Annotated in this window: 15 protein-coding genes; 6 read left to right on the top strand and 9 right to left on the bottom strand. The window is 68.3% G+C overall.

Annotated elements, in window-relative coordinates; genetic code table 11:
• Positions 1-84 precede the first annotated feature (84 nt).
• On the top strand, positions 85-426 hold the full coding sequence (locus AB0B45_RS44865) for a sigma factor-like helix-turn-helix DNA-binding protein (RefSeq protein WP_358144017.1): 342 nt from the start codon (positions 85-87) through the stop codon (positions 424-426).
• A gap of 405 nt (positions 427-831) precedes the next feature.
• On the opposite strand, the gene AB0B45_RS44860 is transcribed toward AB0B45_RS44865, so the two are convergent.
• From AB0B45_RS44860 to AB0B45_RS44845, 4 genes are all read right to left on the bottom strand, one after another.
• On the bottom strand, positions 832-1095 hold the full coding sequence (locus tag AB0B45_RS44860) for a hypothetical protein (protein ID WP_358144015.1): 264 nt from the start codon (positions 1093-1095) through the stop codon (positions 832-834).
• Positions 1096-1727: 632 nt separating this feature from the next.
• Entirely contained in the window at positions 1728-2468 is a 741-nt protein-coding gene (locus tag AB0B45_RS44855; protein WP_358144014.1) for a sigma factor-like helix-turn-helix DNA-binding protein, read from the bottom strand.
• A gap of 516 nt (positions 2469-2984) precedes the next feature.
• Positions 2985-6137, bottom strand: coding sequence for a BTAD domain-containing putative transcriptional regulator (locus AB0B45_RS44850; protein WP_358144011.1), 3153 nt, complete (start codon positions 6135-6137; stop codon positions 2985-2987).
• A gap of 148 nt (positions 6138-6285) precedes the next feature.
• Complete coding sequence (locus AB0B45_RS44845) at positions 6286-6705, bottom strand: MerR family transcriptional regulator (RefSeq protein WP_358144009.1); 420 nt, start codon at positions 6703-6705, stop codon at positions 6286-6288.
• 54 nt (positions 6706-6759) lie between these two features.
• Between AB0B45_RS44845 and AB0B45_RS44840 the strand changes: the two genes are divergently transcribed.
• Together AB0B45_RS44840 and AB0B45_RS44835 are read left to right on the top strand one after the other, a co-directional pair.
• On the top strand, positions 6760-7557 hold the full coding sequence (locus AB0B45_RS44840) for an SDR family NAD(P)-dependent oxidoreductase (protein WP_358144007.1): 798 nt from the start codon (positions 6760-6762) through the stop codon (positions 7555-7557).
• 137 nt (positions 7558-7694) lie between these two features.
• Positions 7695-7859, top strand: a complete 165-nt coding sequence (locus tag AB0B45_RS44835) for a LuxR C-terminal-related transcriptional regulator (RefSeq protein WP_358144006.1) — start codon at positions 7695-7697, stop codon at positions 7857-7859.
• A gap of 52 nt (positions 7860-7911) precedes the next feature.
• Here the strand turns inward: AB0B45_RS44835 and AB0B45_RS44830 are convergent, their stop codons facing one another.
• The gene (locus AB0B45_RS44830; RefSeq protein WP_358144004.1) at positions 7912-9405 is read right to left on the bottom strand and encodes a carboxylesterase family protein; all 1494 of its coding nucleotides are present in this window, start codon (positions 9403-9405) and stop codon (positions 7912-7914) included.
• A gap of 185 nt (positions 9406-9590) precedes the next feature.
• A complete protein-coding gene (locus tag AB0B45_RS44825; RefSeq protein WP_358144001.1) occupies positions 9591-10223 on the bottom strand; it encodes a TetR/AcrR family transcriptional regulator in 633 nt (210 codons plus the stop codon).
• Between the two features lie 87 nt (positions 10224-10310).
• Here AB0B45_RS44825 and AB0B45_RS44820 point away from each other — a divergent pair, with 87 nt between their 5' ends.
• Positions 10311-10685, top strand: a complete 375-nt coding sequence (locus AB0B45_RS44820; RefSeq protein WP_358144000.1) for a GatB/YqeY domain-containing protein — start codon at positions 10311-10313, stop codon at positions 10683-10685.
• Positions 10686-11147: 462 nt separating this feature from the next.
• On the opposite strand, the gene AB0B45_RS44815 is transcribed toward AB0B45_RS44820, so the two are convergent.
• A complete protein-coding gene (locus tag AB0B45_RS44815; RefSeq protein WP_358143998.1) occupies positions 11148-12290 on the bottom strand; it encodes an NAD(P)/FAD-dependent oxidoreductase in 1143 nt (380 codons plus the stop codon).
• A gap of 172 nt (positions 12291-12462) precedes the next feature.
• Here AB0B45_RS44815 and AB0B45_RS44810 point away from each other — a divergent pair, with 172 nt between their 5' ends.
• Positions 12463-13080 (top strand): TetR/AcrR family transcriptional regulator, encoded by a 618-nt coding sequence (locus AB0B45_RS44810; RefSeq protein ID WP_358143996.1) that lies wholly within the window; start codon positions 12463-12465, stop codon positions 13078-13080.
• Between the two features lie 220 nt (positions 13081-13300).
• Here AB0B45_RS44810 and AB0B45_RS44805 read toward each other — a convergent pair whose 3' ends face one another.
• Positions 13301-13993: an SRPBCC family protein gene (locus AB0B45_RS44805; protein ID WP_358143994.1), complete on the bottom strand. Its 693-nt coding sequence runs from the start codon at positions 13991-13993 to the stop codon at positions 13301-13303.
• Positions 13994-14270: 277 nt separating this feature from the next.
• The gene (locus AB0B45_RS44800) at positions 14271-14618 is read right to left on the bottom strand and encodes a hypothetical protein (RefSeq protein WP_358143991.1); all 348 of its coding nucleotides are present in this window, start codon (positions 14616-14618) and stop codon (positions 14271-14273) included.
• A 192-nt stretch (positions 14619-14810) separates the two neighbouring features.
• Here AB0B45_RS44800 and AB0B45_RS44795 point away from each other — a divergent pair, with 192 nt between their 5' ends.
• Positions 14811-15449, top strand: a complete 639-nt coding sequence (locus tag AB0B45_RS44795; protein WP_358143989.1) for a TetR/AcrR family transcriptional regulator — start codon at positions 14811-14813, stop codon at positions 15447-15449.
• The last annotated feature ends 215 nt before the right edge of the window (positions 15450-15664 follow it).

The following is a 15664-nucleotide window of genomic DNA, read 5'->3' as shown; positions in this document are numbered from 1 at the left end:
TTCGGGATCGGGATCCATTGGAGCCCGGGAAGAAGCCGCGAACCAGAACCGGTTATGAAGTGCAGTCATCACTGACCGAGATGAATGACCGGCTACGACCGCATCGCCCAGGTCTGCGGCGTGCCCGTGGGGACGGTTCGCAGTCGCCTGAGCCAGGCGCGGGCCAAGCTCGCCGGCGCCCTGGAGGCGACGGCGGCAGCCCACAGCGACGCCCGGCTCCGGACCGCGGCAAGCTGGGACGAGGCCCGCGGCACCCTGTCGGCCGCCGAGGCCGGGGACTTCGACAAGGTATTCAAGGAAGGCTGGTCTGCTGAGAGCGAGGCCGGTACCCACCCCAACGTGGCGCTGGCCTACATCGACGCGCCAGACTCTGACCCTTCTCGTGCCGGGCAGCGCTTCTGGTCGGTCACGGCCGACCATGACTGAGAGCCCCCCGGCAGTCACGCCGCTGTCCCCTCACCCAGCCGAGCTAGCTGCCGGCCTCGCACAGATCTGGCGGCGCTCGGCCTGCCGGGCCGTGCCGTACAGGTCGAGCGCCGCTGCTGGGTTCACCACAGTTCGTGTGGGGGTCCGCGCCGGACGCCGGTGAGCTCGTCGATGAGGCCGTCACGCCGATCTCGTCGCCGTCCGGGGCCTCGGGCCGCCTTCGGATCGGTCCGCGCCGAGTGGGTTGTCTACCGACTTCGCCGAGAACGAGGTGATCATGTAGCTCCTCGGAATGCGTACGCTTTCCCCGGAGCCTGCCGTACGAAAGTCCTTTCCCGGCTGTCCAGGGCACCCGGGGCTGGGGAGGGCGGTTCTGTACGGGCGTTCGACGACGCTGCTCCAGCGTCAGTCGTCGATGCTGCCACCTTCAGGACGCGTGATGTTGTCGTCGCCGAGTTCGTCGTCCCCGCCGCCGCGCTGTTCCCGGCATTTCTGCGGGTTCTTGTGCTTGTCGCAGGGGTCCTCCGCGGAAGCGAGAACGTGCGTGGTCGCGAAAGTGGTCCCGGCCACGGGTTCGGCACTGGCGAGCTGTGCTGACATCGTCACTGGAATGACGAGGGCCGAGGCCCCCATCACTCCGGCCGCGAGCGCGTACCTAATCTTGATCATGACTGATGGCTCCATGGTGAATCAGTCGCGCCGGGTGCTGCCCGGGCTGACGGAGCGCCGAATCGGTGTTCGCCGGTTCAACGTAAGAATGGAATTTCACGCTAGTGAGCGAGAACTCCGGCGGTCACCTCGGGAAATGCAAAGCCTGGAGGCGGTCGGATTACCTCTCGCCACGTAGAGAGACATAAGAATTACTTGTTGTGACATTTTGCTATGCCGTGGCGACGGAAGGCCCTGTCCCGGCTCGGGGAGGGTGTCGCCCGCAGATGGCAATATCTTGGCAAATCACCGCGGCGCGAACAGCTGTTTCTCGAGCCAGAACACCCCGATTTGGCGAGAAAGGGTTCAGGCAGACGGCGAATCCGATGCGGCGACCAGCCGTCGGGGGCTGCCTCCAAGGCCGGAGCGGGACCCAGTCTCCTGCCAGACGCAGGGCGAGTCGAGTTACCGTCTGGGTCTGTCCGCTCGAGCCGGCGGGGGAGAGCTGCGCAATGGACGTTGAGGATACCCCTGGCTGTGATGGTGAGCACTGCCGGCGCGCTGAGAGCGCACGCTGCCGCCAGCCATCGAGAACTTCTCATTACCTCTTTAAAGGGGGAAGTCGGATACGAACTGCGGTCAGTGGACCGTATTCATCGCAGTGTGAGCGGGGTCTCGGATTCGACGCGGTTCAGCTTCTCGGGGTTGCGGACGTAGTAGAGGCCGGTGATGCGGGTCTCCTCGACCCGGATCGCCATCACGCCGTCGATCTCACCGTCCAGGTGCATGAAGAGTGCCGGGTGGCCGTTGACCAGGGTGGGAGCGAAGGTGATCCGGCGCGCGTTCTTGCCGACACCACCGATCATGTAGCGGGCCACCTTGTCGGCGCCGGTGACCGGCCGCATCGCGGCCTGCTTGATGCCGCCGCCGTCGCTCATCAGGACGACCTCCGGGGCGAGCACGTCAAGGAGGCCCTGCAGGTCCCCGGTCTCGAGTACGCGCTGGAACGACTCCAGAGCCGCCCTGGTCACGCTCGGAGAGACCACCTTGCGAGGGCGGCGGGCATCAACGTGCTGGCGGGCGCGGTGCGCGATCTGACGGACGGCCGCGGGGCTCTTGTCGACGGCGGCAGCAATCTCGTCGTAGCCGACATCGAAGGCCTCGCGCAGCAGGAAGACGGCGCGCTCGGTCGGCGAGAGCGTTTCGAGGACGAGCATCATCGCCATCGACACACTCTCGGCGAGCTCGACGTCCTGGGCCACGTCAGGCGCGGTGAGCAGCGGCTCGGGCAGCCAGGGGCCGACGTACGACTCCTTGCGGCGCTTCATGGTGCGCAGCCGTTTGCGGTGGGCGACGAACGTCTCGGTCGCCGTGTCGGTGGCGTGGTCGCTCATATCTCGACCCCTCTCCTTCGCGGCCGGCCCTGGTTGCCGAAGGCCTTCAATTCGTGCATCCACAGCAAGGTCCTTATTCGTTGGTAGCCGTTGTTTGGTGCGGTCGTGAGTGGGACACCTCCCGGCGCACGGCTGTGACACGCCAAGTTGACGACGATCCGTTGCTCAGGGGAACCGCCGATGAAACGCATGCGTGCGGCGACGCCTCGCCGCGCTTGGCCTGCAGCAGCTGCTGGCGCTTGGCACCTCCTGAGACGCGGTGCAAGCTGTACGAACAGGGCTTGCGTGCCTCGTCGGCCAGGTGCCTGACGATGCCTCTGCACACGAACTCCTTGAGCCTCGCGCCGGGGCGACCGTCGATGTGGAACCACAGCGCGACGTCGTACCTGTGGCGAACTGGAAGACGCCGGCACGTCGGCCCAGGCTGATGCACTGGCCGGCGAACACCTGGTTGAGGGTCGAGGGCTGCTCACCCGCGATCCGGGCCAGCACCCCGCGGGCCGCCGATGCGCGGCCTTATTCGCGCAGCTTTGTCAGCCGGTCGGTGGCCTCGTGGGGTGTCATGTCGGCGCCCCGTCGGTAGGCGGTGTCGTAGTCGGTACGGCCGAGCCGTTCCTCGAGCACCTCCGCAAGAGAGCGCAGTTCGTTGTCGCCGTGGTCGAAGGTGCCGCGGATGGCCTGGCTCAGGCCGAGCGCGGTGGCCGCGCCGGCCGGATCGTCCTCCAGAAACAGCAGCCGGGCCAGGAGCTGGGCGGCCCAAGGGGTGTCCATGTTCGCCTGCGCCGCCTGCACGGCACGGGGCAGCAGCTCGCGCGCGGGTGCGGCGTCTCCGGCGGTGAGGAGGTTCGCCATCCTGGCGGGCACCAGGAGGTTCTCAATCGTCTCCGCCGCAAGGCGCAGCCGGCGGGCGAGTGTCTCCATCCGGTCGAGTTCTTGGTCGGCCCGTTCGATCTTGCCGGAGCGGCGGTACAGCTCGGCCAGGCTGCCCAGGACCTCGATCTCCAGCATGGGCTGACCACGTTCCCAGGCCGCTCGTTCGGCGGTTTCGATGTCGTGCTGGGCGCCGATCAGGTCGCCGGCGCGCATGCGTTCGGTGGCGAGCCCGAGCCGGGTCGAGACCTCATCCTGAGAGCCGAGGTCGGTGGCGATCGCGATGCTGTGCTCGTAGGCGGCGATCGCCTCGTCGTGTTCGCCGCCGATGGCGTGGATCTGCGCCAGGCCGTACAGCGCCTTCGCCGCCCACCAGCGATCGCCCACCTCCTCGAACGCGTGCAACGCCGTGGTCATCGCGGTCGCGGAGCTCTCCCGGTCGCCCCGTTCGCGATACCGCATGGCTTCGATCATGAAGGTGCAGGCGATCGCCCAGCGGTCCGAGCCGCCGCGCACCCGGGCGATCTCCTGATCGGCCAGCTCATCCAGCCCGAGCAGCGGCGCCATCACCAGCACGATCGTCAGCAGCATCGGGTAACGCCGCAGCGCGCCCGTGCGCACGCAGTCGTCGATGAGCGCGCGCAGCCGTTCGGGGTCGGTGAGCGGCCCGCCCTCGATGCTCACCAGGTGAATTGCCGTGAACGCGGCCCGGGCGTTCACGGGCAGCGCGTCGCCGAACTCGGCGACCTTGGCGACGTAGACATCGGCGCGGGCGTCGTAGCGGTGCATGACCCAGTACCAGTACAGCGGCCCGAGAATACGGGCGGCGCCCGAGGCGTCCCCGCTGTCGATGGCCGTTTGCAGGGCGTACATCAGGTTGTCGTACTCGGCCTGGAACAGCCGCAGCGACTCCGCCTGCTTATCCGAGCGCAGCAGCGGCTCGTGTTCCTCGGCCAGGTCGGCGAAGTGCCGCGTGAGCCCGCACAGGACGGCTTCGGTCTCCCCCTCGAGCCGGAGCTTTCCCGCCGCATGGGCCCGGATGGTTTCCAGCATCCGGTAGCCGTCGCCGGCCCGCTCCACGATGGACTTGTCGACCAGGGAGTCCACCAGATAGATGACCTCGTCCGCGGGAAGCGCCCCATCCGAATCAGCACAGACCGCCTCGATCACGGCGATACCGGTACGCGCCGGAAATATCGACATCCGGCGGGCCAGTGTGCGCTCTTGTGAGGTGAGGAGGTCCCAGCCCCATTCGATGACCGCATGGAGGGTCTGCTGGCGGGGCTGGGCGGTCCGGTTGCCGGTGCTGAGCAGCCGGAAGCGGTCATCCAGCCGCCGGGCGATCTGCTCGGCGCTCATGGTCCGCAGTCGCGCCGCGGCCAATTCGAGGGCGAGCGGCAGCCCGTCCAGCCGGCGCACGATGTCCACGACCGTGGCCGCGGTCGGCGTGTCCAGCGTGAAGCCGGGCTGTACGGCTGCCGCGCGATCGAGGAACAGCCGTACCGCGGCCGACTCGCCGGCCCGAGCGCAATCCGCGCGCGCCGGCGGCAGGTCGAGCGGGCCCAGACGGCACAGCGCCTCACCCATGACCTCAAGCGGCTCCCGGCTCGTGGCCAGGATGGTCACGTACGGCTGGCGCTCCAGCAGTTGCCCGGCGAACTCCGCGACGAGTCCGGAGATCTGTTCGCAGTTGTCCAGCACCAGCACGCCTGCACCACCGGCGAGCAGATCGACCACCCGCTCCAGCGGAGTACCGGACGGCCGGGCATCGGCGACGCGGAGCGTGCCCAGCACCGCCTCGGGCAGCCCGTCCGCCGTGGTCACCCCGGCCAGGGGGACGAGCCAGACCCGGCCACGCCGATGGGCTCGATGCCGGCTCACCGCCTCCACGGCCAGCCGGGTCTTCCCCACACCCCCAGGACCGACAACGGTGACCAGCCGAGAGGTCTCCAGCAACCCGGCCAGCAATCTCAGCTCCTCCGTCCGGCCGACGAAGCTGGTCAACTGGGCCGGCAGGCGTCCCGGCACCGCCTCCGGCCGAGGCCGTTCCGCCTCGAGGGTCTCCAGCTCGCCCCGCAGCACGGCCAGGTGAGTTTTGCGCAGTTCCTCTGACGGGTCGACGCCCAGTTCCTCGGCGAGCGTGCCGCGGACCTGTTCGAACACGCCCAGCGCATCGGACTGGCGGCCTGCCGCGTGCAAGGCTCGCATGCGCAATCCGGCCAGCCGTTCGCGCAACGGGTGGCCGGCGGCCACCGCCGCCATATCGGCCAGGATCTCGTCGTGGTGGCCCAGTCGCAGCTCCGCCTCGAACCGGTCTTCAATGGCCGTGACGCGCAGCTCCTCCAGCCGCGCGCCTGCCGTACCGGCGAAGGGGGCATCGCGCACGTCGGCCAGCGCGTCTCCCCGCCACAGCGCCAGCGCCTCGTCCAGCAGCGAGCCCGCTCGCTGCGCGGCGCCCGCGGCCAGTTCGCGACCGCCCCGCTTCGCCTTCTCCTCGAACCGATAGGCGTCGACGTCCTCGGCGCGTACGCGCACGCGGTACCCGCCGGCCGCCCTCTCCACGACCCCGGCCCCGCCCAGAGCCTTGCGCAGCCGATGCACCAGTCCATGCAGCGCATTGACGGTTCCCCCGCGCGGATGCTCCCCCCACAGGCCGTCAACGAGTGCATCGACCGACACCATCTCGCCCCCGGCCAGTGCCAGCCGGGCCAGCAGCGCGCGAAGCATGACGCCACCGACATCGATCGGCGCACCATCGTTGGCATAGGCCCGGACCGGTCCCAGCACCTCAATCCGCATGCACAGAGGCTATGGGGACAAAGAGGCGCGCGTGCCCCTCGAAAGTGGCGCCGTGCCGGCTAAAAGAGCGTTCTAAGAGGCCTGTAAGCGCCGGTGGACACCGTGGAGGACGTACGGAAGAAACGTCCGAAAGACAGCGTGGCCACGGCTATGCGGAGGGTGTCGGCGACCAGAGTCCGGCCGCGGTTCCCTCCTCGACGTGCTTGCGATAGGTGACGACCTTGCCATGGATGATCTCCAGGCTGGCCGTCAAATTGGCGATCCTGTCCTGGACGGTTCTTTCGTGCTCCTCCAGGAGCGCGAGCCGCTCCGCCTCGTTGCCCGGACCGGATCGGACAAGCCGAGCGAACCTCTTCAGGGTGGCGATGGGCATGCCGGATTCTCGCAGCCGGTTGCACAACAGGAGCCACTCCACGTCCGCCGGTTCGTAAACGCGCTGCCCTCCGGCCGTGCGCGGAATCGGACGGATGAAGAGCTCCTCACGTTCGAAGAACCGCAAGGCGTGCACGCCCAGGCCGGTCGCCTTCGCGACGTCTCCGATGGAAAGGCCGTCCGCGTTCCTGCTCATGCCGCACCGCCATAGCTTGACCTAGATCGCACTCTAGATTTTAACGTCGAGTACATGGCAATCACGCAACACAAGATCGGCTCGGGATTCAACGCGCACAGCACGGCGGACGAAGTCCTGGCCGGCATCGAGCTGTCCGGCAAGAACGTCCTGATCACCGGCGGCTACTCAGGGCTTGGGCTAGAGGCCACGAGCGCGCTGGCCCGCGCCGGGGCGCACGTCATCGTGCCCGCTCGCCGTCCTGCCGTGGCGACGGAGGCGCTGTGCGGCATTCCGCGGACGGAGGTGCGGGAACTCGACCTGGCAGACCCCGACAGCATCCGGATGTTCAGTGACCGGTTCCTGGAGACCGGCCGGCCCCTCGACATCGTCATCGACAACGCGGGTGTCATGGCCTACCCGAACACGCTCATCGGTCCAGGTTGGGAAGCGCACTTCGCCATCAACCACCTCGGGCACTACGCCCTGGTCAACCGCCTGCGCCCGGCCCTGGCCCCTACCGGGGCGCGAGTGGTGTCCGTCGCCTCGTCCGGGCACTTCCTGTCGGACATCCGCTGGGACGACCCGCACTTCCGCCACGGCTACGACCACTGGCTCGCCTACGGGCAGTCCAAGACGGCCAACGCCCTGTTCGCCGTCCATCTCGACGCCCTCGGCGCGGCCGGTGGCGTGCATGCCTTCGCGGTGCACCCGGGCAGCATCCTCACCCCGCTGCAACGGCGCATCCCCCGCGAGCAGCAGATTGCCCAGGGCTGGATCACCCCGGAGGGCCGCCAGGTCGACGGCTTCACGCGCCACGCCTCGTGCGCCTCGACCGGAGAGCACTGTGCGGGCGAGTCCTCAAACGCATGATCCGAACCCAGAACAGGGCCTGGGCGTCGCCGTTCGCCTGGATGGTCTTGTCCAAGGCGACGACCAGCCTCCGGTCGGCCTGGAACTGACGGGTGGCGGCCCGTGCCGGCCGTCGACGGCGACCCGGTAGGTGCCGGTTGAGCGCGCTGCGAGTCGGCGAACAGTGCATCGATACTGTTGGCAAACCCACGCCCCGCGAGGTCGAGGTGTGCCGTCTGATGGCCACCGGCCTCGACAACACCGGGATCTCCCGCGCCTTGGACCTCAGCCTCTCCACAGTCTTCGACAAGCGTGTTCTCTGAGGTCCCCCTGCTCCCCGGGCCGCCTAATGAAGGACAACTACCGCCGGAGAGGTCAGGGCATTCGTGCCCAGAAGTCGAGGCTGTGCTCGGCCACGTAGTCCGTGCCACCGATCCGTTCGGGTGCCAGGGATTGGACGTGACCGGTGCTGACGTCGGGCCAGTCCGGCAGGTCCGCGCGGGCGGGATCGCCGTGGCCGGCGAAGGTCGTCCAGTACTGGTTCATCCGGTCGGCGAACTCGCGTTGTTCCGCCGACAGCGACGTACCGCCGGGAAAGTCGAATTGGTACGCGAGGGCGCTCGAATGCTGGGCGCCGGTTGGGAACCCGGGGAGAGGCACGAGCGGTGGGGCGGCCCGGTCGGCGAACTCGTAGAACCAGGTGTCGGTGTGCGCGGCGAAGGCGCGGCCCAGTTCCCAGGTCGGTCGCGCCCAGGCTCGGTCCGTGGCGATCTGGGCCCAGGCGAGGCTCGGTGTCGGGAAGCCGTCGAGTGGGTACCGGGCGGCGACTTGATCAGCCGAGTCACCGAACGCCTCGGCCATCAGTCGCGGGTAGCTTTCGGCTGTGACCGGGTTGCCGGCGAGGTCGGCGAAGAGCCCGACGAAGAAACGTGCCTCGTCGCGCGTGGTGCCCAGCATCAGCGGTATCCGGTGGAAGCGCCCGGCGGGTATCGCCGTCGAGGGTGACTCTGGCAGGGTGATCCCGCCGAAGGCGGGCCGGATGAAGGAGTCCGATGCCTGGAGCAGGTCTGTCACCGGAACCCGCCGGAGCTGCGCGAGCGCCGACTCGGGATCACTGCCCGGCGTGACCCAACCGCGCTCGGCCGCGATGGCGGCGCCGAACTGCTCCAGTTCGGCCATCGGGGACCACCTCGGCGGGAGCGCCGGAACACCGGGAATGAAGGTGTGTGTCGGCGTCGTGCCCAGTACTGAGAACGCGCTCTGCAGGATCGCGCGGTGGAACAGCCCTGCCGATGCGGGTGACACGAGGTGCGCCGCGATCATGAGGGCCCCGTACGATTCTCCGACCAGGGTCACATTCGCCGGGTCGCCGCCGAACTGCGCGATTTCCCGCTGCACCCAGCGCAGTACGGCCTGCTGGTCCTGCAGACCGAAGGTGCCGCTGTCGGCGAGACCCGGATAGCCGAAGCACCCGAACACGGCGAGCCGGAAGTTCGGTGCCACGACAACGACGTCGCCGGTTACGGCTAGCCGGTGGGCATCATAGGCCGCGGCGCTCCCGTTCGTCCCGCCGCCGCCGTGCAGCCATACCATCACCGGGCGCCCGATGCCCTGGGTCTCCGGCACGGTGACGTCGAGCGTCAGACAGTCCTCGTCCACGGAGGTGATGTCCGCGAACGACTGGGCCAACTGCGGCGCCGGGTTTCCTGGCACGGTCGCGTCTCGGACCCCGGACCATGGTTCGACCGGCGCGGGCGGCCGCCATCGCCGGTCTCCGATCGGGGCCTCGGCATAAGGGATCCCCCGGAACGAGAGATGGCCGTCAAGCCGGTCACCACGGATGGCACCACTGCTCAGCCGTACGGTCACGTGTTGGGTCATCGTGTGAACTCCCCGGTCGCTGTGCGGGGCATGGTTCGTGCCAGCGTCGCAGGTTTCCGGTCGAACGCCGTCCTGGCGACAGCACCAAAACTCCGTAGCAATACGATCATATTGCTACGATAGCAGTATGACCGTATTGCTGTGAAAGGAGTCCCTTGCGCGGCGTATCGCAGTCAGGGGAGGCAGTGATCGTGAGCGTCGCCACGCCCGGCGAACACCGTGGCGACGACCGGGCGCAATACGTCGAGCGCCGAGAACGCGTTCGCACCCGACAATGCGACCTGATCGGCCAGGCCTTGCAGGGTCGCGAGGATCATGCGGGCGGCGAGCACGGCGTCCACACCGGAATCGACCTCACCGCGCATTCTGCCGTTCTCGACCGCCATCGTGACGTGTCCGAGCAGGTCACCGCCTGCCCGCCGGGCGACATCGGCGAGACCAGGATGATGTAGTGCCTGAGCCGAAAGGGCCTGCCGGACGCGATACTCGACCTCCCGCTCCTCGTCCAGCGGCAACAGCTCGACAAGGCTGTCGAGCAGTACCTGCGCGACCTGGAGACCGGCGGCCGAACCCTCATTGACGCGCATCCGCACCCGCTCGCTCATGCGACGCGCGGCGTCGTCGTAGGCGAAGCGGAGCAGCTCATCCTTACCAGCGAAGTAGTGCTGAATAAGCCCAACCGAAACCCCGGCCTCTGCCGCCACGCGGGAGAACGAGACGCCGGCCACCCCCTCCGCGGCGAGCAGACGCTGGAATGCCCGTGCGATCTGGACGCGACGCTGATCATGATCGGCAACCCGCGGCACCCCGCTATCGTACAGCCGTACTGCTACCGTCACCCCGCCGGTACAGCGGCTCGACGCCATCCCCTCACCGGATCAGGAGTTCGGCACATGCGCGCCAACCTGCGCGACAACCTGAAAACCGCTCTCAAGGCCCGCGACCACATCGCGATCACAGCACTCCGCTCCGCCCTGGCGGCGATCGAGAACGCCGAAGCCGTCCCGGTCGACCCCCCGTCGCCCAGCGCCCCGGAGAAGGAGGTCACCGGGAACGAACACATCGCAGGATCGACCGCCGGCATGGGCGCCGCCGACACAGAACGTCGTCACCTCACCGAGGCCGATCTGCTGTCGATCGTCGAGAAGGAAGTACGGGAGCGCTCGGTCGCCGCGCAGGAGTACGAGCGGCTGGGCCGCGACGACCTCGCCGAACGGCTCCGCGCGGAGGCCGAGGTGCTGAGCCGGCACCTGAAGCCGACCATCTGAACACACCACAACCGGCGAGGTCGAACGCACCGTCACCGACCCCGCCATGCTCTCCATGACCCTGTACTCCGTGCCCGCTCTGTCGCTGATCTTGGGACGTCGTCAGTCCTGTAGCAAGATCCGTTTTCGGTGGCACCCGCTGAACGACGTCCTCAGCGTAACCAGCACCGCGGCTGGAACCAGGGCGACCCGGCCCAGGACGCATGCCGGGCGCTGATCGAACTCGGCCGGCTCGTCGGCGACGTGCCCGTCGTCCTGTTCAGGCATTCCGTGGAAGCCGGGCGGCCCCGCGGGCGGCGGCTCACCCTCAGGTGCGCCGCGTCGTGGCGCTCGCGCCGTGGCTGCCGCCGGGTGTGCCCACCGGGCATCTCGACAGCATGCGGTTTGTCGTGCTGCCCCTGCGCGGCAGGTCAGGGCGCGGGTCATGGGGGAGGTGATACGCCCAGGGGGGCGAAGCGCACGTCAGTGCTGGGCTTGACCGAACTGCGCGATCTCGTCGGCGTCGGGCACGGACAGAAGGGACTCGGCGCCGTGTTCGAGCATCTGGGCCATTTCGGCCGAGCGTGGGAGCATCGATTTCTCGTAGCTGTGTACGGCGTCGTCGATGGTGGAGGAGTTAACGAGTGCGAGCGCGAGTTCACTGGCGTCGAGCATGGCGAGGTTGACGCCGACACCCAGCGGTGGCATGAGGTGTGCGGCATCTCCCAGGAGCGTCACGCTGGGCGAGTGCTCCCATGTATGCGGCACCGGCAGGGCGAAGATCGGACGATCGACATAGGCGCCGTCGTTGTCGGTGATCATTCGAAGCATCTGCGGTGACCAGGCCGCGTACTCGCGGAGCAGATGCGCGCGGATGCCCTGGGTGTCCTCGGGACGAAGCCCGTTCGCCGCGATCCAGTCCACGGGGACGCGCTGCATGATGTAGACGCGCATGTGGCCGCCGCTGTTCCGCTGAGCGAAGAGACCGCGCTCCCCGTCGGCGGCATGGGCGCTGCCCTTCCCGACCAGTCCGGAAAGCTCGGGGTGCGCGTTCTCCATGTCGTCGAACCATGCCTCGAGGAAGTTGACCCCGGTGTAGCGCGGTGTCGCGGGTGACACCGCGGTGCGGACGCGGGAGAAGGCGCCGTCCGCACCGATCACGAGATCCCCCTCAACAGCCGTCCCGTCGGTGAACGTCAACGTGCGGTCGGCCGGTCCGCCCACTGATTCGAGAGTGCGTCCCCACTGAACCGTCCCCGCAGCGAGTGAGCGCAGCAGGAGATCGCGAAGCTGTCCGCGGTCGATCTCAGGACTGACCGTTTCGCCCTCCTCCGGCACATGGTGGGCAAGGACGCTCCCCGCCGGGTCCATCTGGCGCATTTCCTGACCCTCGAACCTGGCGAGCGCGAAGAACTCCTCCAGCAGGCCCGCTTCACGGAGTGCGAGTTGGCCGTCTTCCTCGTGCAGGTCGAGCGAGCCTCCCTGGTTGCGGGAGTGCACATCCGGAGCGCGGTCGTACACCGTCACCGGAATGCCGTGCTGCTGCAGGATGCGTGCACACGTGAGGCCTCCCGGGCCGGCACCGATGATGCTGATCCGCGCGTTTGCGGGCGTCGGAGAGTCCACGGTGGATTCCTTTCGTCGGGCGGGGTGCCCGGTGGTGCCATGGCGCGGCGATGACCGGTGCCGCGCCCCCACGGGGCGGCAACCCCTTCGGAGGCCACCAAACGAGAAACGAGTCCATAAGTGCAACCGTTACAGTTTCGGCTCCGTTCCAGTTGTGGGATACAGTGACGCCATGCCCGACTCTCCGACCGTTGGCCGTCGCGAGCGCAAGAAGGCCGCGACGAGGCAGGCCATCGCCGATGCCGCCCTGGAGCTCTTCCTGAAGCAGGGTTTCGAACAAGTGAGCGTCCGCGACATCGCCGAAAGGGCCGACGTATCGACGACGACCCTCTTCGCTCACTTCCCGAGCAAGGAGGCACTGGTCTTCGACCGCGACGAGGACATCGAGGCGGAGCTGGTCGCCGCCGTCCGCGAACGGCCCTCGGGCCAAGGCGTGGTCGAGGCGCTCCGCGCCCACGCGCTGAAGTCCTGGGTGTCGATCGCGTCGGATCCGCGTCTGCATCGGTTCACCGCACTGGTGGACCAAACGCCCGCGCTCAGCAAGCACGCGGAGCGTATGTGGATGCGGCATGCGGCCACCCTCGGCACCGTGATCGCGGAAGAACTCGGCCGGGAGACGGACGACCTCGCATGCTCAGCACTCGCGCGGTTCGTCCTGCAAATCCCGACCCTGGCCAAGGGCCGACACGATCCACGCGCGGCGGTGGAGACAGTGTTCGACCTACTGATCCACGGTTGGCAGTCACAGCACGATTCCAGGGGCGCAATCACAGGCTCTTACAAGGGCTGACACCGCTGCTGGGCTGCTACGGCACCGCGGGCCGCCTGCAGTACGCAGCCGCAGCATCACCCTGCCGGCCTGTCGCTGGGCCGCTGGAGCAGCTACGCCGAGGAAGCTCGCGAGGTGATCGGCAGGGCCCTTCTCGGTGCTACGTCTCGTGGGCTCCGGGATTGCCGGAGCCCACGAGTTCCAGAGCCCGGTCCAGATCCCGGGCCGTGGTCGTCCTGTGTCAGCGGTGGCCGCGTGGCTGGTGGCCGGTGCGGGCCTCGGCGGTGGTCTTCAGGTCGCGCAGCCAGGCCTCGAGACCTTTTCCGAGGAAGTCGGTGGCGAGGGGCACGTCAGTTTCGATCTGGTCGCCGGCATGGGTCTCCTCGGTGCGGACGAGGATGCCGTCCTTGACCTTGGTGAAGGTCCAGACGTGGACGCCCCGGTCGATGCGCAGCCCTTTGCCGATCGCGGGCCCGGTCCAGCGGATGCACGTGTGGTGCTGCAGTTGGCGGACGGTGGAGGTGATGACCAGCGTGGTGGGCGGGCTGACGGGAGTGGCGGGCACCGGGGTGGTCCACTGGAACTGCGAGTTCTTGCGGAGCGGGCCTGGGTCCAGGCGCTTCATGCTGGCCACGGGCTTCTGCCAGGTGGGCCAGCGTTCCACGTCGGTCTGCAGTTTCCAGATGGTGCTCAGCGGCGCCTTGATCAAGATCTTGGTCCGGTAGCGGACCTTGGCGGTGGGGTCGACGCCTGCGCCGCGACACTGGAGTCCACCACCGTGGTGGGTGGGGCGGGGCTCTGCGGTGGCGGCCTGTGCGGCCGGGATGTTGCCTGCGAGGACGCCGGCGACGGCGAGTGACGTCGTGAGCGCGGCGACGCGAGTGCGGGTCCTGGGGTGGACGGTTCGCGTGTTCGACGGGGCATTGCTGGACATGGTGTTCCTTTCGTTGCGGGGGACCGGGAGCGAACGCTCGGGTGCCCGGGATGGGGTGCTGCTGTAGATGTCGCCGGGCACTACGAGGTCAGGACGGCCGTTCCGGTGACGGTGCCGGATTCGGCCGGCCGCAGGCGTCGGCGACGCGGCTGTGGGGGCAGTCGGGTGGCGATCGGGGTGGTGACGTCACCGCTTGGGCAGGGCGTGCCACAGCCAGATCCGGACGAGGTAGAGGCGCTGCCGTAGGAGGCGAGGGTGCCGGGGCGGGCACGCTCCATCAGTGCCGGCGGGCTCGAAGGATGGCCACGATGAGTGCGGCGGACGCGGCGACGATCAACCCGACGAACGCGGGGTGGATGTCCTTCGACAGGCTCGGCGCGCCGTCGGGCCGCGTCAGCCAGATGACGAGCGGGATCGCGTACGTGAGGGCGAGAAGCGCGGCCGCCCAGCGGACCGTCCGGTCGCGGGCGTGGCGGAGAGCGCCGACCAACGCGATGGCGACCGGGACGATCGCCATCAGGGCGAACTGGCCGAGCACCATGACGGGGACCGCCCAGGAGGAGACGGTCACCGCCAGCGGAGTGGGCCGGCCAGTGCGGGCGAGTGACGTGGACACGGTCGTCATGGCGTTTCCCTTCGTCTGCCGGGTGCACGGCTGCGATCCGCGCCGCACACCCACGATTGGCTACAACATCTTGCTTTCGTTAGAAGTTATAACAGCCACGGGTACGGAGGGTCAATAAGATTCGTGATACCTTCTAACTGAATCTTCAAGATGTAGCTTCACGGGTGGGGAAGGCGGCAGATCATGGCGAAGATGGACACGAAGACCCCCCGCGAGCGCTACCGCACGCAGGTGCGCGCGGAGATCAAGGAACACGCGTGGGCGCAGATCGCCACGACGGGGGCCTCCGCGCTCTCCCTCAATGCGATCGCCAAACAGATGGGCATGAGCGGACCCGCGCTCTACCGCTACTACGCCAGCCGCGACGAGCTGATCACCGAACTCATCAGGGACGCCTACCGAAGCCTCGCCGACACCCTCCACTCGGCCGCCGTCGCAGGTGCTGACCTGGCGGCGCTGGCACACGCCGTGCGCGGCTGGGCCTTGGAGGACCCCCAGCGGTACCTCCTCATCTACGGCACCCCCGTCCCCGGCTACCACGCGCCCGACGACATCACACTCATCTCATCCGAGATCATGACTGTCCTGCTCGACGCCTGCACAGCGCTGCCCTCGGACAGTCCCGCGACGCCGTTCGACGCACACCTGGCAGACCACCGTGACTGGGCGGGCAGCCACCCCGCCCCGCCCGCGGTCCTGCATCGGGCCCTGAGCTTCTGGACCCGGTTGCATGGCGTCCTGTCCCTGGAACTCGCCGGCCAATTCGCCGGAATGGACTTCGACCCCGCCCTGCTCTTCGCGGCCGAACTAGACGACCTGCTGACGCACTGAGCACTGTCGGCGAACTGAGCATGGACGGGCCGGCGCGGTGGCTGACACCGTGGGCGCCTGTTGCTGCCGGACGGCTGCCGTCACGCTTCTTACCAACATCCCTCCTTTGCCGCAGGAACCACGCGCCCCGTTGAAATTCGAGGGAGAACCGCCGCCTCGTCGAGAAGGCCGAAGCGGCCGAGGTAGCCCGCGATCGGGAGGACGGTATCTTGGCG

The sequence above is a fragment of the Nonomuraea sp. NPDC049152 genome (genome assembly GCF_040648355.1).
GTDB lineage: Bacteria > Actinomycetota > Actinomycetes > Streptosporangiales > Streptosporangiaceae > Nonomuraea.
This window is presented reverse-complemented; position numbering and strand designations above follow the sequence as displayed.

Bases quoted from the DNA above. Each gene is read 5' to 3' on its own strand.
- AB0B45_RS44840 (WP_358144007.1), top strand. From the start codon at position 6,760: ATGGCAATCACGCAACACAAGATCGGCTCGGGATTCAACGCGCACAGC.
- AB0B45_RS44865 (WP_358144017.1), top strand. From the start codon at position 85: ATGACCGGCTACGACCGCATCGCCCAGGTCTGCGGCGTGCCCGTGGGG.
- AB0B45_RS44850 (WP_358144011.1), bottom strand. From the start codon at position 6,137: ATGCGGATTGAGGTGCTGGGACCGGTCCGGGCCTATGCCAACGATGGT.
- AB0B45_RS44860 (WP_358144015.1), bottom strand. From the start codon at position 1,095: ATGATCAAGATTAGGTACGCGCTCGCGGCCGGAGTGATGGGGGCCTCG.
- AB0B45_RS44810 (WP_358143996.1), top strand. From the start codon at position 12,463: ATGCCCGACTCTCCGACCGTTGGCCGTCGCGAGCGCAAGAAGGCCGCG.
- AB0B45_RS44805 (WP_358143994.1), bottom strand. From the start codon at position 13,993: ATGTCCAGCAATGCCCCGTCGAACACGCGAACCGTCCACCCCAGGACC.
- AB0B45_RS44800 (WP_358143991.1), bottom strand. From the start codon at position 14,618: ATGACGACCGTGTCCACGTCACTCGCCCGCACTGGCCGGCCCACTCCG.
- AB0B45_RS44820 (WP_358144000.1), top strand. From the start codon at position 10,311: ATGCGCGCCAACCTGCGCGACAACCTGAAAACCGCTCTCAAGGCCCGC.
- AB0B45_RS44845 (WP_358144009.1), bottom strand. From the start codon at position 6,705: ATGAGCAGGAACGCGGACGGCCTTTCCATCGGAGACGTCGCGAAGGCG.
- AB0B45_RS44855 (WP_358144014.1), bottom strand. From the start codon at position 2,468: ATGAGCGACCACGCCACCGACACGGCGACCGAGACGTTCGTCGCCCAC.
- AB0B45_RS44795 (WP_358143989.1), top strand. From the start codon at position 14,811: ATGGACACGAAGACCCCCCGCGAGCGCTACCGCACGCAGGTGCGCGCG.